Below are 24373 nucleotides of genomic sequence, written 5' to 3'. Positions count from 1 at the left end.
TCTCTCCTTCTATCATTCCTCCAGCAGAAACTCTGCCAGAATGTGATTGCTCACATGAATTCCTTTTCTTGTAAATCTCCAGTGATCCCCCGATTTTTCCAGAAAACCGATCTCTTTATATTTTTGCAGAACCGGTCCGTAAATATTCTCAAGTTGCTCGCCAAAGTTCTGTTCAAATTGTTTCTCCGAAATCCCCTCCGTCATACGAAGTCCCAGATACATAAATTCTTCTATCTGATCATTACGTGAAAGCTTCATGACCTCCTTACGGATTCGCTCTGCATCCGCTGAAAATCCCAGATACTCCTGCATGTCTCTTGTATTCGAAAATCGTTCTCCCCTGTAAAGAGAGGAAGCTCCCAGTCCAAGTCCCAGATATTCTGTGCGTTTCCAGTAACCAATATTATGCCTGCATGCATATCCCTCTCTGGCATAATTGGATATCTCATACTGGTGGTATCCATACTCTGCAAGAACCGCCGCCGTATCTTCATACATCTGATACTCTGTATCCTCATCCGGAAGATCCAGTTCACGTTCTGCAAACGGAGTCCCCTCTTCAATGATCAGACTGTATGCGGAAATATGCTCCGGTTTCAGCTCTGCCACCTGACTGAGATGTGCTCTCCACGCTTCCCCGGTCTGTCCGGGAATCGCAAACATCATATCTATATTAATATTATCAAAGCCAGCTTCTCGTGCCTGTCGATAACTCTGCAGAAACTCTTCATATGTGTGAATCCTGCCAAGCATCCTCAGTTCCGCCGGATCTGTAGACTGTAGCCCCAAACTCAGCCGATTGATTCCTGCACTTCGGTATCCTCGAAGTTTCTTCGGATCTACCGTGCCCGGGTTCGCCTCGATCGTTATCTCTGCCTCTGCCGAAAATACAAATCTGTCCCGAACGGCTTCCATAACAGAAGCAATCGCTTCTGCTTCCAGTACGGAAGGAGTTCCTCCTCCAATGAAAACAGAAACGATCTCATACGCTTCAGCCCCCTGCACTGCCTGTATCTCAGCAAGCAGAGCTTCTATATATCTGTCTCTTGTTTCCCGGTCTGACGGACCGGAAAGGAAATCACAATACTGGCATTTCTGCACACAGAATGGCACATGGATATACAGTTCCAATGGTGTACGTTTCTCATTCTTCACCGTATGTATCCTCGTCATAGGAATCGTACTGTTCATCCGAACCATCGTCATAACTTTCATCCTCAGACTCATCATAGCTCTGGCTGTCTGCTTCGTCAGATTCATCATAGTTCTGATCCTCTGCAGAATCCGATGTATCTTCAGAAGAATCAGAAGTCGATGTATCTGTTTCTCCGGAATTTGCAGTAGCTGTACTTCCAGCCGCTGCTGACGGATTTTCTGCCACATACAGATTCACCATACTGATGTCTCCATTTGCCGTCACCGCAGATACATCCACTGTATCCGGTGCCGGTGTCGGTGATGGTTCCGGCGTAATACTGATCTTCAGCACCTGCTCCGAAGCAGGATCTGTATTTTTCTGTCCACATCCTGCCACGCTGACGCAGAGTATCAGCATACTTCCCACTGCAATATATTTCGCTATTTTTGCAGGTCCTCTTTTCATGGTCCTGCCTCCCTTCTGTAAATAATCACGATTCACGGCAATATATCTTCCATGTTTATATGATCGTGCCTCATTATCTGCATGATCATAATTCTCAATTATTTGTCATCCAGTTTCAATACGCTCATAAATGCCTTCTGCGGAATCTCTACATTTCCGACCTGACGCATACGTTTCTTACCTTCCTTCTGTTTCTCAAGAAGTTTCTTCTTACGGGAAATATCACCACCGTAACATTTTGCAAGGACATCTTTACGCATAGCTCTTACTGTCTCACGGGCAATGATCTTGCTGCCGATCGCCGCCTGAATCGGGATCTCGAAGAGCTGTCTCGGAATTTCTTCCTTAAGCTTCTCGCACATCTTACGTCCACGCTCATAAGCTGTATCTGCATGCACGATAAAGGAAAGCGCATCGACTTCTTCTTTATTAACAAGAATATCCAGTTTGACCAGCTCACTGCGTTCGTAACCACAGAGTTCATAATCCAGAGATGCATAACCTCTGGAACGGGACTTCAACGCATCAAAAAAATCGTAGATAATCTCATTCAAAGGAAGTTTATATTTCAGAAGTGCTCTTGTTTCTTCCATATATTCCATCCCATTGTACTGGCCACGGCGCTCCTGGCAAAGATCCATGATCGCACCGATAAATTCCGTTGTCACCATGATCTCCGCATTCACCATCGGCTCTTCCATATATTCAATCTCAGAAGGATCCGGAAGGTTGGACGGATTCGTCAGCTCGATCACTTCGCCATTTGTCTTGTAAACCTTGTAAACAACACCCGGTGCAGTCGTTACCAGATCAAGATTATATTCTCTTTCCAGACGTTCCTGAATGATCTCCAGATGCAGAAGTCCAAGAAAACCGCAGCGGAAACCAAATCCAAGTGCAATAGATGTCTCCGGCTCAAAGAACAGAGAAGCGTCATTCAACTGCAGTTTCTCAAGTGCATCTCGAAGATCGCCGTATCTGGCACCATCTGCCGGATACAATCCGCAGTAAACCATTGGCTGAACCTTCTTATATCCCGGAAGTGCTTCTGCACAAGGTCTTTCATTATCAGTAACGGTATCACCGACTCTTGTGTCTCCAAGATTCTTGATACTTGCCGTAATGTAACCAACCATACCGGCAGTCAGTTCATCACATGGGATAAACTGTCCTGCTCCAAAGTATCCAACCTCTACAACTTCTGTCGTAAATCCTGTTGCCATCATACGGATCTGCGTACCCTTCCTGACACGGCCATCCATAACACGGCAGAAAACAATGACGCCTTTGTAAGCATCATAAATAGAGTCAAAAATCAATGCCTTCAGCGGTGCATCCACGTCTCCCTGCGGTGCCGGAATCTTTGTAACGATCTGCTCCAGCACTTCCTCGATATTGAGGCCTGTCTTAGCTGAAATCCTCGGTGCATCGTGTGCCTCCAGACCGATCACATCCTCAATCTCATTGACAACTCGATCCGGCTCTGCACTCGGCAGATCGATCTTGTTGATAACCGGAAGAACATCCAGATCATGATCCAGTGCCAGATATACATTGGCAAGTGTCTGCGCCTCAATTCCCTGTGCCGCATCCACAACCAGGATCGCACCATCACAGGCAGCCAGACTCCTGGATACTTCATAGTTAAAATCGACATGTCCAGGTGTATCGATCAGGTTAAAAATATATTCTTCTCCGTCGTTTGCTTTGTATACGATTCGCACTGCCTGTGATTTGATCGTAATACCACGCTCACGCTCCAGATCCATGTTATCCAGTACCTGAGACTGCATTTCACGCTCTGTCAGTGTACCGGTCTTTTCAATAATACGGTCAGCCAGTGTGGACTTACCATGGTCTATATGTGCAATAATGCAGAAATTACGGATTTTGCTCTGGTCTATCATTCTGCGGAATCCTCCTTACGTATTCAGCTCTATTTGTCAGAAAATGTTTCTTATTATAAAGTACAAAAAATCATACTACGAGGCATTATAGCATAGCTTTTTGTCTTTAGTCCAGCTCTTGTAAAAGGATATTTTCAGCAAACACTCCTCTGCCAGCTGTTCACACCTGCTTCGGTAATTGATATTTTTCATTATACAAACATATGTTCTAAATTGCAAGTGTTAATTTTTAAACCAACACGTTCCTTTCATTTTCTGACAGGCCAAGAATCGCACATTTTATCCCTCCCCCTGCAGCACCCGGTTCAGGATATCCGCGAATGGTTCCATCGCATTTTTTACCTCCTGCACGGTATTGGTCTGGGCACCTGCCTCAAGGAGAAGGGCACGTGGGCGCAGATGCAGATTATAACGGAGTCCTGCCAGATAAATTCCCCGATACAGTTCCGGATAATACAATGCCGCCTGGTATTCGAGCTGAAAAGAAAATGCCAGATTATCCTGTATGTACGGATTTGGCAGATAGGAAAGATCCCCACTGTTTATCGTATGACTCAGCCCATTATAAAACATGATCTGTGCAGTTGGCTTTCCGTTGATCTGTGTGACAAGATGCCGGTCCTCCGGTACACCATCCCGGTGCAGATCGATCAGCACCTGTACAGAAGGATGTTCTTCCAGTACAGGCTCCAGCCACTCCCTTGCATAATCATATGCTTTGCTCCGATCCAGTTCCCCTCCCGCCAGATCAAACGCCTCCGTCACATGCATGACCTGATATCCATAGTTCTCTGTCAGAAGCTGTGTCAGATAATCCCCCACTCCAACTATCGTGTCTTCCGTTTTTCCGGCTCTGGAATCAGCAAAAGTTTCCTGCGAATGACTGTGATAGATCAGAATCTGCGGTTCCTTTTCTTCCTTTGGAATCGTCAGATCCTCTCCCAGCAATGTTGCCGCATTCAACTGTTGTGCACTGGTTTCCGTATTGGAATCCAGAATAAAAAAATGATTCATCAGATAATCATAATCCGCAAGCGTCTCCGGTGCGAGGTCGATTTCGGGCATAGGCTGCACCTGTGCCGCTGCCGTGGCAACTTCCTCTTCCCCATGAATTTCTTCGTCTGTATCTTTTTGAGTCTCTGCCTGCTTTTCTGTATTTGAGGACTTTTCTGTGGTATCTGAGTCTTTTTCTCCCTTCTTTTCAGCCGGAGTTACAGTATTCTCCGGTTTTGCTGTCGGTGTGATTTTATCCTGTGCCACACTTTTTCCTGCCTTCTGCCCGTCCTCTGTATTTTCCTGCTTGTCCTCTGCTTTTTTATTTTCATTCACGACCATTCTGCCAAGATAACGGGCATTGCTCTCTTTCAGCTTTTCGTAGGTTTCCTGGTCTTGTCCTGCGGCACGCTCCTCTGCCTTTTCTTCCAGAAAACAATACAGCGGAAGCTGACGAAATACATTTTCATGCAGCACAAGAATTCCTGCTGCCGCAGACAATGCCGCAAGTATACATCCTTCCGCAACCAGATACAATGTTTTCCGGAATTTCACCACAGGATCACCCCTTTCAAAATATCCTATGATAAATTTTCCCGGATTATTCCCATCACAGGGCACCTCTCCAGAGATGCATACTCGCCTTTTGTACTCTCCTGTCAGACTTCACTGAACGCAATATTCAACCCTTCAGATATCGTAAAGCTTAAATACTTCACTGTCTCATCCACATCCTTCGGTGTCACAAACATACTGTAAAGATTTGGAGCGATCATTTCATCCAGAAACTCTTTCTGCTCCGCCTCTTCCAGGGCATCCAGTAAATGTGCCATAGAATCATGCACGATCGTCGCCGCATCCACTACAGTTGGAACTCCGATTCCGATCACTTTTACCTGCAGATTTTCCTCTGTCAGTCCATTTCTGTGATTTCCCACACCGGAACCGGGGTGTATTCCCGTATCTGTGATCTGTATCGTCCGGTTCAGCCTGCGGACACTTCTCGCCGCCAGCGCATCAATTGCGATCACCACATCCGGCTTTGTTTCTGACACCACACCCTGAATGATCTCTGCCGTCTCCATACCTGTCTGTGCCATTACACCCGGCACGATTCCGCTGATTCGGTGCATCTTCTCATGGCTGATTCCACGAAGTCCGTATTCCCTTATGATATGCCGGGTCATCCTGAGATTTTCCACCACATGCGGTCCCAGTGCATCGGCGGTGATTGCGGAGTTTCCAAGCCCGACTACAAGAATAGATTTTTCTTTTCGCAGATCGATCAGCTTTCTCAGATGATGCGAGATCTCTTCTGATATTTCTCTGTGGTAATCTTCATCCGGCTCCGACAGATTCGGCGATTCAATCGTAATATACGTTCCCTGTGGCCTTCCCATCGACTTTGCTCCGTTTTCTGTGACAATCTTTACAACGGTAGTTTTTACCTCTTTTTCCTCATCGTAATCCTCATGCACTTCCACACCACGGATCTCCGTATTCTCCTCCGCAAAGCGTTCTGTCGTTTCCAGTGCAAGGTCCGTCCGAATTCTTCTGCTGCCAGCCATTCTGTATCCTCCTGATTTTGTACTTTTCTCTACATTAGAAAATCACATTTTCTCCATCTGAAATAAGGTGAATCTTTACTATTAATCTCTGCCATTTAAAAAGAGATTATGTATGGAAGATACAGGATACAAAAGATTTCCTGCCATCCGAATAATCAATGAATAATTTTCGACATTTCTGCATTTTACTATTGACAATCAAAAATAAATATACTATCATATATAAGCATGTTTACAGAAGCGCCCGTGTCTGTTTCTGTAACAACGACACATTAAATAAAATCTGAAATGGAGGTGTACCACATTGGCTAACATCAAATCTGCTAAGAAAAGAATTTTAGTAAACAGAACTAAAGCTGCTAGAAACAAATCTATCCGTTCTGCTGTTAAAACTTCCATCAAGAAAGTAGAAACTGCAGTTCAGAAAAACGATAAAGCTGCTGCACAGGCTGCTCTTACAGAGGCTATCTCTACAATCAGCAAAGCAACATCTAAAGGTGTTTATCACAAAAACAACTGTGCCAGAAAAATTTCCCGTCTGTCTAAAGCTGTCAACAGCATTGGCTAATTCAGGAAATATACTTTTTTAATTATAAGCTTATAATTAAAAAGACAGTCACAACCGTCAGTGACTGTCTTTTTTCTTGTCTTTATTTTCTCCTACCCTACTCTTACCTCACACAAAAAAACTGCCACCGCATATGCAATGACAGTTTTTTATTTCTTTTTATAATCTGCTCTCAATTTTGGTAACATATTTTTTCAGAAGAATCGCCCATTCAGACATTTTCTCTTCTGTAAAATGACTTGCAAGCCCACTGATACTGATTGCCGCATACAGATTTCTGTTACGGTCAAATATCGGCATTGCAACACATTTTATCCCAAATTCATGCTCCATATCATCAATCGCATATCCTCTCTGACGAGTACGCATAAGTTCCTGTCTGAACAGGTCTTTGTCTGTGATGCTGTTCTCTGTAAATGCTTTCAGTTCGTGTGCTGTCAGATATTCATCAATCGCACGTTCATTCATATTCGCCAACATTGCTTTACCGATTCCGGTGCAATACATCTGAGCCCTCTCTCCAAGGATCGAACGCATCAGCTCAACAGATTCTGCTGGATACATTGCATCCAGATACAGCACTTCTTCTCGATATGGAACCGCCAGATAGACTCTTTCTCTGGTAATATTTGATAACTCCTGCATGTAAGGTCCGGCAATTTTAGTAATGGAATAATTATCTCCCAGAGCTTTACTCAGATTGAAAACCTGAATCCCCAACCGATACTTTCCTGTTTCTTCATCCTGTTCCAGATATTCCATAGATTTAAGTGTACACAGAATATTATGTACCGTACTCTTATACCATCCAAAGTACTCGCTGACTTCCGTCACTCCCAAAACAGGTTTCACAGTAAAAAGATTCAGAATTTCCAAAGCCTTCTGAAGACTCTTTACTTTAATTTCATTATTGTCTGCCATTACCCCTCCTCATAGATTTTATTTTACCATTTAGCTGGCCAAAACCTATATAACAATATAACAAATATAGCGTTACTGTTAATAGTAATAGTATAGCATCAATAAATTTTTTCATCAATAGATTTTCCCGGTAAACAGGTCATCCTCTGCCTTTATTTTGTACGATCAGACAAGTTTATGCTCTGGTTCTTTTCCATCAAAAACTGCCAGGATTGCTTTCGCTGTCACCACAGAAGTCGTCTCACAGTTTTCATATGTCTCTGCTGAAACATGAGGGGTTGCAATATAGTTTTCAAAGCCAAACAGCGGACCAGAAAGATCGATCGGTTCCGTTTCAAATACATCCGATGCAAATCCAGCTACTTTTCCTGTTCTTAACGCTTCTGCCATATCTTTTTCAGAAACGATACTGCCTCTTGCTGTATTTACTACATAAACGCCATCTTTCATCTTATTAAGAGTTTCCTGGTTGATCAGATGTTTTGTCTCTTCCGTTGCCGGAAGGTGAATCGAAATAATATCTGCTTTTTTCAGAACTTCCTCCTGTGAAACCAGCTTTACTCCAAGCTTATCTGCCATCTCCTGATTCGGATACTTATCATATGCGATCATTTCCGGATGAAATCCTGCAAGACGTTCTGCCAGATTTCTTGCAATTGCTCCAAATCCCAGAAATCCAATTGTACGGCTCTTAAGCTCATGAAACATCGGGCGAGGCCATTTTCCATCTCTCACTGCATTGTTCATCTGTGGAATCTGTCTTATTGAAGAAAGGATCAATGCTGCTGCCTGCTCCGCAACTGCCGATGAATTGATTCCCGGACTGTTGCAGACAACAATTTCTCCTTTTTCTGCTGCTTTCAGATCTATATTATCCACGCCTACGCCAAATCTTGCCAGAACTTTTAATTTCGGTGCAAAACGGAATACCTCTTCATTCCATGTATCAACTCCAACGACTACGCCGTCAATATCTCCTACAATTTCCTTAAGCTCCTCAAATGTATATGGTCTTCCATGCGGATTTTCAATAATCTCACAGCCAGCCTCTTCCAGTAACTTTTTACCCGGCTGACAATACTTAGAATAATTCGTTGCTGTTACCAGTACCTTCATGTGCATTTCCTCCTGCTTTATACCTCAAGCTCTTTTCTGATAAAATCAGTCAGTCTGGTAAGCTGATCCACTTCAAGACGAGCTGTTTCATTTAACAGTTCTGCCGGCTTCGTACGAGTATGGATCGATGCAAAATTGCCAATGCTCTTCTGATAGAACTTTGCATTCACCGGATAAACCTGTCTTTCAATCATAGAAGCCATTGTCAGAAAATCAGCAACCGTTCTTGCTTTCTCTGGTTCTTTATCATAATTTTCACACAGCCATACATAAAGATCTGCATGGAAATTTGCCATTACACCACTGAATCCGCTTCCACCAAGCTTCAAAGTCTCTAATAAAGTAGATGAGTTCGCATTAAAAAGTTTGAGGTTGCTGCCCTTGATCTTTGCAAGTTTTGCTTCCATATTGTGGATATCACAGCTTGTGTCCTTAATGAAATAAAATCTGCCTGTATTTGCGCACCATTCCAGAAGTTCCGGAGAAATTATTCTCTTATATGGATACGGGCATTCATAAAATCCCAGTGCCAGGTCTTCCGGAAGCAGTGCAAGCAGTTTTTTCAGATTTTCAAGCCATACTTCATCACTTTCTTCTTCTGTCGCCAGACGATTTGTAAGAAGAATCACTGCATCTACTCCGGTTTTTGCAACAGCATTCAGTTCTTCTGCCTGATCTTCAATCGTGTCTGAAATGTGACCGGATGCCACAACCGGTACTCTTCCTGCTGCTTTTTCTTTAATAAAACGAGCAAGTTCTACACGCTCTTCCAGCGATAAGAAGAACATCTCACTGGACTGGCAGTCTGCAAAAAGACCTGCAACGCCATTCTCAATATACCAGTTGATCAGTTTTTCCAGAGAATCATAGTCTACTTTGTTGTCGTCTGTGAATGGTGTCAGCATAACCGGCCATACACCATTGTTGAATTTCTTATTCATAGGCCCCTCCTATCGCTCGTATTCATCCAAGATCTTTTTAATTTCTGCCATCTGTATATCATCCAGACTCATACTGGATTGCTGCATCCACCGGCTTCCTCTGCCGTATAATTCTGTTGCAGCTTTAATGGATGCATTACCATTTCCATACAAATGAATCAGCTTATATAACTTATTGATTTTAACCTGGCATTCTTTTATTTTCTGCGTATCATGATTCAAAAAAGCTTCATACATCTCCACATACGGTTCGACTCTTACATTGCTGAGTCCCGAAACAACGCCATCTGCCCCTGCAAGGAAATTAGCTCCGCAGAGATAATCTTCTCCCTGTATCCATGCAAATTCCTTATTCTGATTTTCAAATAATCCCCTCGTATAATTCATAAAATTTCCTGAAGAATCTTTTACACCTGCAATATTTTTGACTGCAATCAGCTTGTCAATCGTTTCAGGCTCTATATAATTATGCGTTGTGGACGGAATATTATATATGATCAACGGAGCTGGCGATTTCTCCGCAATTGTCATATAATGTTCCAGAATATCTTTTTGAGAAGCTGCATGATAATACGGGGCAGTTACCACAATATAATCTGGTTCTATTTCTCCCAGAGCTGCGATTTCATCAATCACAGCTCTGGTATTTGAATTGATCAGAGCGGCACACAGAAATTTATCTTCAGGAAGCATTTGTTTCAGCGTACGGAACACCAGTCTTTTTTCTTCTGTCTTCAGATATGCGCCTTCTCCCGTTCCGCCACAGGCAAACAACCCCTGGACTCCTGCATCAAGCAAATACTCTGCCTGTTTTTCGAGTAGTTCCAGATTTAATTTTCCGTCTGCATTAATTGGAGTGACAATTGCCGGAATAATCCCCTGCAGCTTTTTTCCCGTTCTTTTCAAAGCCTGTCCCCCTTTATTTCACTGGTATTACTTTAAACTCATAGTTACCTGCTTCAATATGATAAACAACATATTTTTCTTCTTCTCTTAAATACGTCATTCCTTCAACATCTTCCGCATTCTGTCCATTCCAACAACACTTTGTTCCTTCGGTGATTTCAATTTTGTCCCATGCATTTTTCGGAATATACAGCTCTGCTGTCGTATTTCCCGGAACTTCTACTTTATATCTGAGTTCTTCTTCATTTCGCTCCCACGCTGACACCACTTTTCCACGAATGGTATTCACAGACGCTGATGCGTATGGAAGATCACCTGACATAATTGGTTTAAGAATAATCTTCTTAAATCCAGAAACCTCTTCATCCAACCCCAGACCAGCAAGGATTTTGTAGAAATATACGTCTACACTTCCTGCAAACGGATGACTGTGAGAATTAAAACATTTATCGTTATTGAGGAATTCCCATCTTTCCCAGAGTGTTGTAGCTCCTTCTTTCTCAATCTGATATCCAAATGACGGGAACGAAGTCTGTGTAATAAGCCTGTATGCCAGATCTTCATATCCATATTTAATCAGAACGTCAAACATAAACTTAAGTCCGACTACACCGGTATTGATATGCCATGCCCGCGTAACTTCCAGATCCTGCACCAGTGTTTCAAGTACATCTTTCACATTTTCTTCTGGCGTGATATCCAGCCACAGAGGAAGAAGGTTTGCAGTCTGACTACTTGATGAATACAGTGTTGCATATCGTTTCATAACTGCCGGTCTCTGATCTTCCGGAAGAACATTCAGCCAGGATTTGATTTTTTCTGCAAGCTCTTCATCAGAGAACTTAGATGCTGAATATCTGTCTACTTTAAGAAAACGTCTGTTAAATGCATCTGCTACTTTATTTGCCACTTCACGGTATTTCTGTGCCACATCTTTTTTGCCAATCCTTGCAGCCATGCGTGATACCATCAAAGCATCGTGACAGTAATACCATGTAGATGTGATCTCAAATGGTGTATCAACCGGATTTGCATGCATTGGTGGGCACCAGTCACCAAACAGTCCAAATGAAACAATTCCATCTTCATCTTCCTGACTTCCAAGGTAATCTACCCATTTCGTCATTGTCTCAAGACTTTCCTCAACAATTCTGTCATCGTCATAATATCTGCTCACAACCCATGGAAATTCAACACACGCTGTTGCATAAGTAGGGTCCGCCGGATAACAGCTCCAGTATGCCGGTGAAACACCAGCCACGCTTCCTGTTTCAAGCTGTGATTCTCTGATATCACCTTCGAATTTGCTATAAAACTGTGCCATGTCAAAATTGTAAGCTGCTGCTTCTGCTGACATCTGTGCATCTCCGACCCATCCCATTCTCTCATCTCTCTGACAGCAGTCTGTCGGAACGCTATGCAGATTACTTACCTGGGTCCATACATAATTTGAATGGATTTTATTAATGAGTTCATTTCCACAACTGAAACTTCCAATTCTTTCTACTGAAGAATGCACCACTCTTGCCTGCACGCTATCTATAGATGGAGTTCCCGGATATCCTCGAAGTTCAATATATCTGAATCCATGATATGTAAAATGTGGCTCAAAGATTTCTATTCCATCGCCTTTGCAGGTGTACGTATCAAGTGCTTCTGCATTTCTATTTGTATTCGGGCAAAGCATTCCTGTCTTTTCGTCTTTCAGTTCTGCATAATGTACAGAAATCACAGCACCAGGTTTTCCCTGCACCGTAAGATGCACCCAGCCGGCAAAGTTCTGTCCAAAATCATACAAATAGACCCCTGCCTGTGGCTGTGTCATAGAAACTGGAATCCGCGGTTTGATCACCTTCACTGCAGGGAATGTTCCCTGAGAAACTAATCTACCCATCTTTTCATCCACTTTGCTGGCATCTGCCCAATCTTTATCATCATAATCTGGCATATCCCATCCATCTTTTTCAAGACGTGCATCGTATCGTTCACCATCATAAATATCATCAAACACAATCGGACCATCCGATACTTTCCATGACAGATCAGATACAATGATATCCTCACTTCCATCCTCATAATATATATACTGCTGGTAAAACAATACCGGTGATTCTCCATATTTCTTTAATGGATGCCAGTTTTTTGCAATAGTTGTCTCATATGGAGAATAGCGTCCATTTCCAAGCATGACACCAACTGCATTCTTTCCTTTTTTCACACTTTCTGTGACATCATATACCGAATAATATATCTTCTGATCAAAATCTGTCCAGGCCGGATCAAGTACATGATCACCAATCTTATTCCCATTAATATAAAGCTCATAATAGCCAAGTCCGGATATGTATACTCTGGATTTTTTGATTTTCTTATCTGCTGAAAACTCTTTTCTCAGAAGATTACCACCTCGAATCCATTCAGCTTTCCATTCGGCATCTTCTAAAATTGCGGTTTCAAATCTCTCCTCATCTGTTTCGTATTCATTTCCCTGCTTATCCCAGATCTTTAGAGTCCACCGATATTCCCTTCTTGACTCCAGAGCCTGGCCTTCGTATTGTACATTTACAGTATTATCACTCTCACATTTTCCCGTATCCCAGACGCACTTCCCCGCTTCATCCCAAACCTGAATATTATACGCTGCCTGACCGGCTGCTCTTTCCAAAGCTTTGATCTTCCAAGAAAATCTTGGCTTTGATGTATCAATTCCTAACGGATTTTCTTTATATTCACATCTTTTTTCTAATACTTTTACTGTAATATTATTCATTTCTTTTCCTCCATCAAGTATGTTCTCTTATCCTTTCACGGCTCCTGCTACCATTCCTTTTACCAGATATTTCTGAAGGAATATCATTACAATACATATCGGTATGACAATACTTACAACCCCCGCTGCCGATAATGTCCAATAAGAAAGATCTTCTGCTCCATACTGTCCGATAGCTACCGGAAGAGTCATAGCTTTCTTCTGAGTAAGAATCAATGCAAATAAATATTCATTATATGAAAGCAAGAATGTAAATATAGATGCAGTTGCGATACCTGGTTTTGCAACTGGTAAAATAACTTTTGTAACTGTCTGAACCATATTACAACCGTCTATTCGTGCGGCTTCATCCAGCTCAGGAGGAATCGTTATCAGAAATCCTCTCATCAGCCATAATGCAAATGGCTGATTTGATGCTACTACGATCACAACCAGAATAAATTTTGTATCTGCCAATCCGAAATTAGTAGCAATTATAAAATAAGGAATCGCCAACAACATCTGTGGAAACATTCTTAACAACAATGTCGAATTTAAAATTCTGGTCGCAAATTTCCCACCATTTCTGATAAGGCCATATGCACCTAATGTAGCAGTAGGCACTGAAATCAATACACAGCAACAGGTAACTATTACTGTATTGTACAGATACTTGGTAAATCCTTTTTCAATCCAAAGAGTTTTAAAATTGTCAAATATAGGTGTATATATCCACTTAAATGACATGGAAAATGCATCGACCGGTTTTTTTGTTGCAATCATAACTGCGTAAACAAGCGGAAAGATTGAAATGAGTGCAACAAGAATCAGAACCACATAACTGATCACAACGATCATTCTTTTTTTCGCCCTCATCAATCCACCTCCTTAACTCTCAAAACTTTCATTATAACGTTTATGATCACGGCAAGAATGATCAGCGTTATAACACCAATTGCACATCCTCTTCCTACTCTGAGTTTTGTAAACGTAGTGGTATAATTATAGATTGCAAGAGTTTCTGTCGAAATTCCCGGGCCACCACCTGTTGTTACGTTTACTCTGTCAAATAGTCTGAATGCATCCATTGTCCTCATCATAAAAATGATAATAATTAACTGTCTCAGATTTGGAAGTTTTATTTTGGTAAATAACTGCCAGCTATTGGCTCCATCAATTTTAGCTGCTTCAATCTGATCCAAAGGCATCGACTGAAGTCCTGCATATAAAATAATTACTGAAAACGGTGTATTCTGAAACACTTCACCCAGAATAATCACCACACGTGACCAGAACGGTGAATCCAGCCACCCTGGTGTACTTATTCCTATCATGCGGCATATCTGATCAATAATTCCCCAGTTTGACATAAACATCCACCTGAAAATAACGCCCATCGCAGCCGCTGTTATGAAATAGGGAATATAGATCATAATACTGATTGGTTTTTTAAAGTGATGGATATTATCCAAAAGTAATGCTAATATCATTCCTATTACAAACTGACTTAATACCGCAACTAAGGTAAGTATAAGTGTAAAGCCCAGGGCACTGAGAAATTCGGAATCCTGGAATATACTGATATAATTTTCAAGCCCTATAAATTTTGCACTTTTACCAAGTCTGAAATCCGTAAAGCTATATATGATTGCATAACCTACCGGAAAAAGCATAACTGTAAAAATCAAAATAAAACTTGGCAATGCAAATAACAGGTATTTACTTTTTCGATCCATCACCTCAACCCTTTCTTTAAAAGTTATTCAAAAAGACAATACAGCACCACCATGCTGTCACGACTACGCAGATGTTTTTACATTTAGGCTATACTGTATTGTCTTTTTACTTTAATTCATTATTTTAATTCATAAAATCATTCATAATATCCTGCATCAGCGAGTATCTGTTCACATTCTTCTGCCGCTTTATCCATTGCAGCCTGTACATCTGTTCCATTGGATAATGCATCAGATAATGCAGTCATGGAAATTTCCATGATTTCTGAGAATTCAGGAATTGCAGATCTCATTTTTGCACCAGCCTGAATCGCTTCCCAGGCAGCTTTATAATCTGGTCTTTCTGCAAATAATGTATCATTCAGAAGTGATTCTCTGACTGGCATACCAGTTGATGCACCATCTTTCATAACATCTTCTGTAAGTGCATTACACATTGTCTGGAATACAAGATCCGGATCCTGTTCTGTAAATGCAGATATTGAGTAGCCGGCTGTCGCGTACAATGAAGCAGGAGCTCCGCCTTCTTCAATAGATGGAGAACTGTAGAATCCAACCTTACCAACAACCGAAGATTTCTCAGGATTGTCCATATCCCCTGATCTTGTTGTCTGAATCAGTCCCATTGCTGCCAATCCCTGGGCTACTGCAAGTGCAGTCTCATCAGAACCATATGTCATGCTGCCATCAGGACAATCATTCATTAATTTCTGTATGTATTCAACTGCTTTCATTGCCTCCGGGCTGTTAAATGTTGGTTTCATATCATCATCAAACCACCATCCACCACATGCTGTCATGAAGCACTGGAAGGTAATTGCAAGCATGTCTGATGCTTTCAGTGAAAGAGTAATGCCTGACATATCATCTGTATTCAGTTTATCTGCTGTATCTACCAGCTCATCCAGAGTCTTTGGTACTTCTAAGCCAGCTTCATCCAGTACGTCATCTCTTGCAAAAAGCAATGCAGCCCACTGATGGCTTGGAATGCCATAGATATGTCCATCGTATGTGTATGCATCCCACAGATAATCCGGGATATCGTCAAAATTGTAAACATCATTATATTTTTCAATATAATCGTCTAGTGGCATCAACCATCCGTTATCAGCAAATGTAGCCAGATCCGGCGGGAAAATGTATGTGATATCATATGCACTGGATTTGGATGATAAATTCATAGTCATCTTTTCCTGCCAGTCTCCATATGTGGTTAATTCAGTATTAACTGTGACATTTTCCGGTGCATTATCAATCATTGCCTGAGCATAATACTCCAGAGCTGCATATCTGTGACTCAGAAGGTTGATTTCCACATCTTTGTCTGCTGCATATACTCCACTGGCTCCCATCATAATTGTCATTGATGCTGCAAGCCCACCTGCTACCAGTTTTCTCCATCTATTCTTCATAAACTACCTCCTATGGGTTTAAAATGACTTTAATCGCTCCGCTGTTCTTATCACATAACAGGTCAAAACCTTCTTTTACTTTTTCAAGTGGCAGCCTGTGTGTGATAACTTTATCGATATCTACTTTTTTCATCCTTAAGAATTCCAGGGTTGTCTCGCATTCATCAGCATATCCTGTACTTCCGTATACATTCAGTTCTTTGTATATAATTTGCTGGATTGCAATATTAAGTTCCGGTTTTGTGAATCCAAGTGCAACAACAGTTCCTCTCTTTTTACACATATTCAGTGCCAGATTATAAGTAACCCCAATTCCAACAGCTTCTACAACTACATCTGGTCCTGCTCCATGAGTCTCTGCTTTAATCTTGTCCATAAATTCCGGATCATCTGATTTCAGGCAAATGTCTGCACCAACATCTTTCGCGATTCCCAGTTTGTAATCCGAAAGATCAACTGCGATGACTTTGACTGCTCCTGCAAGTTTTGCTGTCTGGATTGCCAGAAGTCCAATCGTTCCGGCACCAATGATCACAACAACATCTCCAAGTTTTACTCCACCTCTGTTGATCAGATGTATCGCATTTCCAAGTGGATCAAGGAATGTGCCATGGTCGTAGCTTACTTCATCCGGCAGATGATAAAGCTGTTTTTCATGCATAATCAGGTATTCGCACATTGCCCCATCCAGAAATCCTCTCATAGATGAACCAATCAGAAGTGAATGATCGCACAGATGTGGAAGTCCTTTCTTGCACATCGGGCATGTCTCATCATTGATCTGTGGATTAATAGCAACTCTGTCACCTGGTTTCCATTTTGTTACCTCAGAACCAATCTCTTCAACATCTCCGGAGGCTTCATGCCCCATAATGATTCCCGGTTCTCTTCGATCTAATCCATCCCCCATATATGGATGAATATCAGATCCGCAGATTCCAACCGCACGTATACGGATAAGTACCTCTTTCGGACCCGGTTTCGGTTTTTCACGATCACAGATTTTGAATTCATAAGGTCCTGTAAAAACTGCTGCTTTCATAGTTTACTGCTCGCCCTCCTTGTTCATTAATAATGTACAGTGTTTTTGCTTTTATCTAAAAAAATAAATTCCTCCTCTCCAATCTTGTATCCGTTGTTTTGTTCTGTATTATTGAACATCGTTCTTGTACATTGGGTGAATAAAAACCTGGATAAGGGATGCTCCAAGTTTTTTGTTCTGTATATTTGAACTATGTTCTTTATATTTGTATAATACCATATCACATTCCAATATGCAATCCGCTAAATCAGACAATATTTTTCGCTATTTTTTGTATAAAGCGACGAATTTTCCAAAAACAAACAGGATGATGGATTTATTTCCATCACCCTGTTTGTAATCTTCTGGTTCTAATTTCCCCCTCACCGGGAATTCTTGATTCTATTTTTTATCTCTTCTACTGCATATCCTGTATATTGTGCAATCTTCTCGATCGATTCACCCGCTTTTAACATCGCTTGAATAATTTCCCTTTTTCCCTCATCATAACCCGTTTCATATTCTGCCTTCCGAAGCTTTTTATCTTCTTCCTCTTTATTATACTCAAATATACTCATCGCGATAACCTCCGCTCTATTAGCCCGGAGAAAATCTTCCAGGATTCCCTCCTGAATGCACTCATTTACTGCTCGTTCCACGGCTGCATCCAGACTCATTTCTTTTTTGTATTTACGTACTTTCGCTACGTACTGTGCATATTCTCTCAACGTTTGGCACTGTTCCATCAGTTCTTTATTGTGACCTTCATTGATATTCAGGGTGATCACTTTTAATTCCAGTCTCGGCTCTCCGGCCAGGTTTTCGTATGCCTCAGATAAAGAATTCTCCCAGTATTCTTCTTCCTTCTCCGTTCCATTATAAAATACAATGAAATATGGAGCCGGAACCTTTTGTACTGATGAGGAATACAGGGATTTTTTGTTTACCAGTTTCTGATATTCTGCCGATATGTAGAATAAATCCCCTAGCGGGATATTCGGATTGTACGTCGATTGGTGTTCATACAAGAGCATATTCATGTCTATAATAAACGCCAGATCATTCTTCATTCCCATATAAACGGCACTCTTAAGCGTCACAATCTCCAGTTCTTCCGAATTTTCATACGCCGTTCTGTTAATCGCATTGTACAGCGATAACAGATTCTCCTTATCCGAAAACAGCATCCGAAATACCGTATCCTTATACTTTCTGTTTGCCGTTGGCAGGTTACTCTTCACCTGTGTTCTTTTTGCTATTTGATTTTTCTTTCCTGTTACTTTACGTGTCTTTTTGTTTTTTGCCATAGGCAGCACCTCCCGTTATTGCAGGAGTCAAAATATAAAGTAATATCAGCTGCTTCACTTAATTAAAACCCCTGCTTTTTATTTTGATTGATTTAAAAGCATGGATTTCTGAAATGACATTAGAAAATAGACTGGCATGAATGCCATAGACTTATAGAAAGTATGCTTTGCAATCATAGTACCATCTGTTCTCATGTATTTCAAGAGACTTTATAAAAAGTCAATTAATTTTTGCTAATCACTTCTGATTTTTATAAAAAACAAGCTGCTGAGAATACACTTCCCAGCAGCTCCACTTTTTCTTTATCTATATTCAGCCTCCGAGCTCCACCATACGATGAATGCAGCGGCCGGCGCCTTCCATGACATTCTCAGGAAGTTCGATAACTTCCCCGCCTGTTCCTTTCAGGCAATTGTAAATATCCATCAGTGTCGTGATCTTCATGTTCATACAGGTGAGCATGACGGACAATGGGTAGAACTGTTTGTCCGGACATTCAAACTGCAAATGTTCCACGATGCTGTTTTCAGTTCCAATGATAAATTCTTTGTTCGGTGATTTCTTTGCATATTCCATAATTCCCGTTGTTGATCCGACATAATCAGCAAGCTCTACAACTTCCTGACGGCATTCCGGGTGAACCAGGAGCAGTGCATCCGGATGTGCCTGTTTTGCTTTTTCTACATCTTTTGCACTGACAATGATATGTCTTGGACATCCACCTTTGTAGAATACAAACTCTTTTTCCGGAAGTTTCTCCGCAACAAAACGTCCCAGATTCGGGTCCGGAATAAACAGGATCTTGTCATTTTCCAGTTTGCTGCAGATCTGCACTGCGGAAGAAGATGTCACACAGACATCGCATTCTGTCTTCAGCTCAGATGTGGTATTAATATAAGCCACAACTGCATGATCCGGATGTTCTGCCTTTAATTTGCGCAGACTTTCCAGATCCAGCTGTTCTGCCATCGGACATCCGGCAGTCGGATTGGCAAGCCATACTTTCTTTTCCGGACTCAACACTTTACATGTCTCCGCCATAAATCGAACTCCGCACATGATCACACCCTTGCAGTTACTTTTGGATGCCTGCACACTCAGTCCATAAGAATCTCCCATATAATCTGCTACTTCCAGGATTTCCTGTCCCTGATATGCATGGGCCAGAATACATACATCCTGTTCTTTTTTCATTCGCAGGATTTCCTGCTGAATTTCCTGTATTGTCATAACTTAATATTTCCTTTCTCTGTATTCTGTTCCCACGGTTGAAGTGGTGCCAGAAATCCGGCTTTTTCCAACTGTTCCCCAATCAGGTCCAGTCGTTCCTCACTGGAAGCTTCAATCAGATGATAATGATATCCCGAAGTCGCATTACTGAGCACAGTAGAACGACTATTCTGTAAAGCCTCGATAAATTCATTCACATCCTGTCTGGAGCGGATATCCATCTCAGCACTGACGCGTCCATAAACTCTGTGACTGATGCTGATATTTTTGACATGTCCTCCACAGTCCACGATAAGATTCAGTTCCTCTGCTGCCTTGTCCTGACTGTGACGCACTTTAAATTCGCGTGTACAACTGCTGTCCTGCTGCATGACATACCCTTTTGTCGTGGAAAGGATGCCCGGTGTTGACGCGCGGATCACTGCCAGATCCTGCACGATCACCTGGCGACTGACCCCAAAGCGTCCCGCAAGTTCCCTTGCAGCCACCGGTACATCTGTCTGATTCAGGATTCTGAGTATTTCTCTACGTCTTTCTCCTGTATTCATAAGTTTTCTCCTTATAACGCATGAAGATTTTTCATAGAAATGTCAAGGATCGGAGCGGAATGAGTCAGGGCACCGCTCGAAACAAAATCAACACCGATCTCACGAATCTTCTGAATATTTTCCTTTGTAATATTTCCGGAGCATTCAGTCTGTGCTCTGCCATCGATCAGCTCGACTGCCTGTCTCATTACTTCCGGAGTCATATTATCCAGCATGATAATATCTGCTCCTGCTTCTACAGCTTCTTTTACCTGATCCAAGGTCTCCACTTCGATCTCGATCTTACGTACAAACGGTGCATAGGCTTTTGCCATCTGTACCGCTTTGGTAACACTTCCGGCTGCTCCAATATGATTATCTTTCAGCAGAACTCCATCAGAAAGATTATATCTGTGGTTGCATCCACCGCCTACTCTTACTGCATATTTTTCAAACACACGACAGTTCGGAGTTGTTTTACGGGTATCCAGAAGTGTCACCTTGCTTCCTTCCAGAAGTTTTGCCACCTGTCTGGTATAAGTAGCAATTCCACTCATTCTCTGCAGATAATTCAGTGCTACACGTTCTCCGGAAAGAAGCACGCGGATATCACCTGTTACAGTTGCCATCAGGTCACCCTTCTTTATTTCATCTCCGTCTTTGCAGTGAAAATCAATCTCTGTTTTTTCATCCAGGATCGTAAACACTCTTGCATAAATATCAAGTCCGGCAATCACACCGTCCTCTTTCGCGATCAGATCTACAGTTCCTTTTGTAGCGGTTGGCATAACTGCATTTGTGGAAACATCCTCGCTTGTGATATCTTCCTGCAGTGCCATACGGATCAGCTGATCAGCCTGCATTTTCATTGTAATTTCATTCATGACTCTTCTTCATCCTTTCGATTTCATTTAAAACCATTTCATGATAAACAGTCAGAACTGCATCTCTGTCCTCATATGGTTTCAGATCTATAGTACCCGGTCTGCATGGATCAGGTTTTCTTCCAAATATCATATCATCTGCCGCTCTTCTTGCAAAGACCAGAGATTCAAGAAGTGAATTGCTTGCAAGACGATTTTTGCCATGAACTCCGTTGCAGCTTGTCTCACCACATGCGTACAGACCTTTCATGGAAGTCCGGCTTCCCAGGTCAACCTTGATTCCGCCCATGAAATAGTGCTGTGCCGGAACGACCGGAATCGGCTCTTTACGTGGGTCAAATCCCTCTTCTACACATCTGTGGAAAATATTCGGGAAATGTTTCATGATAGTCTCTTCACCAAGCGGACGCATATCTTCCCATACAAAATCTGTTCCGTCCTTTTCCATCTGTGCAAAAATTGCCTGACTGAGCAGATCTCGTGGCTGCAATTCATTGGTAAATCGCTGTCCGTTCTTGTCATACAGGAGTGCTCCTTCCCCTCTGACGGACTCAGAAATCAGGAAACGGCGTCCCGGTTTGTGTGAATAAAGAGTTGTCGGATGAATCTGTATGTAATCCAGATGTTCCAGTACCACCTGATGCTTCATGGCGATTCCAAGCCCGTCGCCTGCAATATGCGGGAAATTGGTTGAGTTTTTGTAAAGTCCGCCGAGACCTCCACAGGCAAGAACCACATACGGTGCTCTGACCGGATATACCTCATTGTTTTCATCCATCACGATCACGCCACCACAGATGTTGTCTTTTGAGATGATATCAACCATGGTCATATATTCACAGATTTCAATGTTATCCCTCGTCAGTGCCTGATTCAGAAGAGTCTGTGTAATCTGTTTGCCAGTAATGTCTTCATAAAAAAGGATTCGTGGCTGAGAATGTGCACCTTCTCTGGTAAAATCCAGCTCTCCGGTCTCTGTTCGTGCAAATGTAACATCCCTCTGCAACAGATCTCTTATGATGCTGTTGGAGCTGCGGATCATCAGTTCAACTGCTTTTTCATCATTTTCGTAGTGGCCTGCCCGCATGGTGTCTTCAAAGTAATCGTTATAATCTTCTTCACCTCTGAGCATACAGATACCGCCCTGTGCCAGGAAGGAGTCAGACTGATCTGCCTGCTGTTTGGTAAGCATGAGCACTTTCATTCTGGAAGGCAGATTAAGGGCGCAGTAAAGGCCTGCTGCTCCTGTTCCTACGATAATGACGTCGTAATTTTCTTTCATGTGTTTATCCTCGTACCGGTTCACGCCGGTTTTCTGTTGGGTTTTGTGTTTTCTGATTTGTGATTATACTACCCGACATGTTAGGTGTCAAGACACCTATGTATATTGGTGTAAAGAAATATTATATATCCACTTCTCAGCTAGAAAAATATATTGGAGCCATACCTCTTGTCTCCTTCACGGCTACAGATTCAATTTTTTATTCTTCTTATTTTCTTTACACCATATACATGTCGCATCAGTAGGGCGGCGTTCCAGGTTCTTCCCCTTTGCACCGTCTTCCCGCCGCCCTACCCATGCGCACGCCCCTTCCCGGGGAGAGAAACTAAATAAAAGCGAAAAACAGGTGTGCTAATTATACGAAACCAAGAAATAAAAAAATCCCAACAACTATACTATTCGCAAGCCTTTGCAGATATCTGTAGTTGTCCTTGAATATGTTCTGTCTGTGTTGACAAAATCAGAAGCTCTGTCTGAGCGTCAGCGAGTTTGCTGATGATTTTGACGTTTTTAACAGACAGGTTATATTCTAGTACAACCAGATATCGAAACTGCTTGCAGGTAGTATAGTTGTTCGGGATTTTCAAACTCTCTCGGTACTATATTTTATCTCACCTGTTCTACACGTTTTATTTATTTCTCTCAGTACTATATTTCACTATCAGTAATTCCACACTCAACACATCCTGCAGTCTTCCGGTCTTGACCGCCTCCTCAGCCTCAACAAAATCTTCCTCCGCCTGCTCCAGTTCCTCTGTGCTGTATGCTCTTGCACATGCCAGTATATTTCTCGCAGCAAAGGATGGTACCCCAAGTCTGGATGAAATCTCATTCTGAGATGCACCTTCACCCGCCATCTTCTTTGCCAGGCACATCTGTCGGAACTGCTTCGACAAAAGGAACAAAATCCTCATCGGTGGTTCACGCAGTGTCAGAAGGTCATTGTACAGATCCAGTGCCTTCTTCTGATTCCGTTCCGTAACCGCGCGCACCATATCAAAAATCTTATTTTCCGTTCTTGTGGTACAGATTTCCTCAATATCCTCTCTGGTTACAATATCCTGCCCCATCGTGTAAGTAATCAGTTTCTCAAGTTCCATACGAATGTTTCCCATATCTGTTCCGGTCCTGGTGAGGAAAAGCTCCATATCCCTGGTCGTGATCTTGCGACCCTCTCTCGCCAGAATTCCAGCCGCCCATCGCATCAGCGTCTTTTCATCCTGCTTTGCAAATTCCACAATACGACCGCAGCTCTTGACCGCTTTGTACATACGGCTTCGCTTATCCACTTCCTCCTCCACAAAAACGATACGCACATACTCCGGGAGAGTTTTCATATAATCTGCCAGTTCATCACATTTATTCTTGAAAAATCCGGAGTTTTCCACAAGGATCACTCGATGATCCGCAAAAAACGGCATCGTCTCACAGAGATCGATCATCTCCCGTACCTCGATTCCCTTGCCCTCATATTTACTGAAATTCATCGTATCATCATCCGGATTCAGTGCATGGATCAGTTTTTCTTTATACTGAATCCTCAGATAAGCTTCTTCTCCAAAAAGAAGATACGCATTTTTGAAATTTCCCGTCTTGATGTCTTCCTGTAAATTCTTCACTTCTCGCGGAACCTCCTGCTCAAATACTGCCACCTCTCACAGTCTCTGTGATCAGCCTCATAATACTCACTATCTGTTTAGT

The 24373-nt window shown here is 42.2% G+C and carries 21 protein-coding genes; 1 reads left to right on the top strand and 20 read right to left on the bottom strand.

Going from position 1 to position 24373, the window contains the following annotated elements:
* Window positions 1-12: 12 nt before the first annotated feature.
* The 5 genes from hemW to gpr all read right to left on the bottom strand — a co-directional run bounded on the left by hemW (window position 13) and on the right by gpr (window position 6071).
* A complete protein-coding gene (gene hemW / locus KQI91_RS07445) occupies window positions 13-1173 on the bottom strand; it encodes a radical SAM family heme chaperone HemW (RefSeq protein WP_216392293.1) in 1161 nt (386 codons plus the stop codon).
* Window positions 1145-1603, bottom strand: coding sequence for a hypothetical protein (locus KQI91_RS07440; protein ID WP_216392214.1), 459 nt, complete (start codon window positions 1601-1603; stop codon window positions 1145-1147). The genes hemW and KQI91_RS07440 overlap by 29 nt, the downstream gene beginning before the upstream one ends.
* A 98-nt stretch (window positions 1604-1701) precedes the next feature.
* A complete protein-coding gene (gene lepA / locus KQI91_RS07435; RefSeq protein ID WP_216392213.1) occupies window positions 1702-3510 on the bottom strand; it encodes a translation elongation factor 4 in 1809 nt (602 codons plus the stop codon).
* 279 nt (window positions 3511-3789) lie between these two features.
* Window positions 3790-5058, bottom strand: a complete 1269-nt coding sequence (locus KQI91_RS07430; RefSeq protein WP_330654483.1) for a stage II sporulation protein P — start codon at window positions 5056-5058, stop codon at window positions 3790-3792.
* Window positions 5059-5162: 104 nt separating this feature from the next.
* Entirely contained in the window at window positions 5163-6071 is a 909-nt protein-coding gene (gene gpr / locus KQI91_RS07425) for a GPR endopeptidase (protein ID WP_216392212.1), read from the bottom strand.
* 304 nt (window positions 6072-6375) lie between these two features.
* On the opposite strand from gpr, the gene rpsT reads away from it, so the two are divergent.
* Window positions 6376-6639: a 30S ribosomal protein S20 gene (gene rpsT / locus KQI91_RS07420; protein ID WP_022213351.1), complete on the top strand. Its 264-nt coding sequence runs from the start codon at window positions 6376-6378 to the stop codon at window positions 6637-6639.
* 159 nt (window positions 6640-6798) lie between these two features.
* Here rpsT and KQI91_RS07415 read toward each other — a convergent pair whose 3' ends face one another.
* From KQI91_RS07415 to holA, 15 genes are all read right to left on the bottom strand, one after another.
* Complete coding sequence (locus KQI91_RS07415) at window positions 6799-7560, bottom strand: IclR family transcriptional regulator (protein ID WP_216392211.1); 762 nt, start codon at window positions 7558-7560, stop codon at window positions 6799-6801.
* 165 nt (window positions 7561-7725) lie between these two features.
* The gene (locus KQI91_RS07410; RefSeq protein ID WP_216392210.1) at window positions 7726-8676 is read right to left on the bottom strand and encodes a phosphoglycerate dehydrogenase; all 951 of its coding nucleotides are present in this window, start codon (window positions 8674-8676) and stop codon (window positions 7726-7728) included.
* A 17-nt stretch (window positions 8677-8693) separates the two neighbouring features.
* Window positions 8694-9617, bottom strand: a complete 924-nt coding sequence (locus KQI91_RS07405; protein WP_216392209.1) for a dihydrodipicolinate synthase family protein — start codon at window positions 9615-9617, stop codon at window positions 8694-8696.
* Between the two features lie 9 nt (window positions 9618-9626).
* Entirely contained in the window at window positions 9627-10523 is an 897-nt protein-coding gene (locus KQI91_RS07400) for a dihydrodipicolinate synthase family protein (RefSeq protein WP_216392208.1), read from the bottom strand.
* A gap of 13 nt (window positions 10524-10536) precedes the next feature.
* Complete coding sequence (locus tag KQI91_RS07395; RefSeq protein WP_216392207.1) at window positions 10537-13293, bottom strand: family 78 glycoside hydrolase catalytic domain; 2757 nt, start codon at window positions 13291-13293, stop codon at window positions 10537-10539.
* 27 nt (window positions 13294-13320) lie between these two features.
* Window positions 13321-14148: a carbohydrate ABC transporter permease gene (locus KQI91_RS07390; protein ID WP_216392206.1), complete on the bottom strand. Its 828-nt coding sequence runs from the start codon at window positions 14146-14148 to the stop codon at window positions 13321-13323.
* Window positions 14148-15008: a carbohydrate ABC transporter permease gene (locus KQI91_RS07385; protein WP_216392205.1), complete on the bottom strand. Its 861-nt coding sequence runs from the start codon at window positions 15006-15008 to the stop codon at window positions 14148-14150. The genes KQI91_RS07390 and KQI91_RS07385 overlap by 1 nt, the downstream gene beginning before the upstream one ends.
* A 137-nt stretch (window positions 15009-15145) precedes the next feature.
* A complete protein-coding gene (locus KQI91_RS07380) occupies window positions 15146-16420 on the bottom strand; it encodes an ABC transporter substrate-binding protein (RefSeq protein WP_216392204.1) in 1275 nt (424 codons plus the stop codon).
* A gap of 10 nt (window positions 16421-16430) precedes the next feature.
* The gene (locus KQI91_RS07375) at window positions 16431-17462 is read right to left on the bottom strand and encodes a zinc-dependent alcohol dehydrogenase (protein WP_216392203.1); all 1032 of its coding nucleotides are present in this window, start codon (window positions 17460-17462) and stop codon (window positions 16431-16433) included.
* Window positions 17463-17824: 362 nt separating this feature from the next.
* Window positions 17825-18748 (bottom strand): hypothetical protein, encoded by a 924-nt coding sequence (locus tag KQI91_RS07370; RefSeq protein WP_253288427.1) that lies wholly within the window; start codon window positions 18746-18748, stop codon window positions 17825-17827.
* A 313-nt stretch (window positions 18749-19061) separates the two neighbouring features.
* On the bottom strand, window positions 19062-19979 hold the full coding sequence (gene nadA, locus KQI91_RS07365; protein WP_216392202.1) for a quinolinate synthase NadA: 918 nt from the start codon (window positions 19977-19979) through the stop codon (window positions 19062-19064).
* Entirely contained in the window at window positions 19976-20527 is a 552-nt protein-coding gene (locus KQI91_RS07360; RefSeq protein ID WP_216392201.1) for a transcription repressor NadR, read from the bottom strand. Before KQI91_RS07360 ends, nadA begins: the two co-directional genes overlap by 4 nt.
* Window positions 20528-20538: 11 nt before the next feature.
* Window positions 20539-21390 carry a carboxylating nicotinate-nucleotide diphosphorylase gene (gene nadC / locus KQI91_RS07355; RefSeq protein ID WP_216392200.1) on the bottom strand — a complete coding sequence of 284 codons (852 nt, stop codon included), beginning with the start codon at window positions 21388-21390 and terminating at the stop codon, window positions 20539-20541.
* Window positions 21383-22672: an L-aspartate oxidase gene (locus KQI91_RS07350; RefSeq protein ID WP_216392199.1), complete on the bottom strand. Its 1290-nt coding sequence runs from the start codon at window positions 22670-22672 to the stop codon at window positions 21383-21385. Before KQI91_RS07350 ends, nadC begins: the two co-directional genes overlap by 8 nt.
* 629 nt (window positions 22673-23301) lie before the next feature.
* Window positions 23302-24291, bottom strand: a complete 990-nt coding sequence (holA, locus tag KQI91_RS07345; RefSeq protein ID WP_216392198.1) for a DNA polymerase III subunit delta — start codon at window positions 24289-24291, stop codon at window positions 23302-23304.
* Window positions 24292-24373: the final 82 nt, after the last annotated feature.

This window comes from Blautia sp. MSJ-19 (assembly GCF_018918125.1).
In the GTDB taxonomy this organism is placed as follows: domain Bacteria; phylum Bacillota; class Clostridia; order Lachnospirales; family Lachnospiraceae; genus Blautia_A.
Note: the sequence above shows the minus strand (reverse complement) of the source record. Positions and strands in the feature narration are given on the sequence as shown.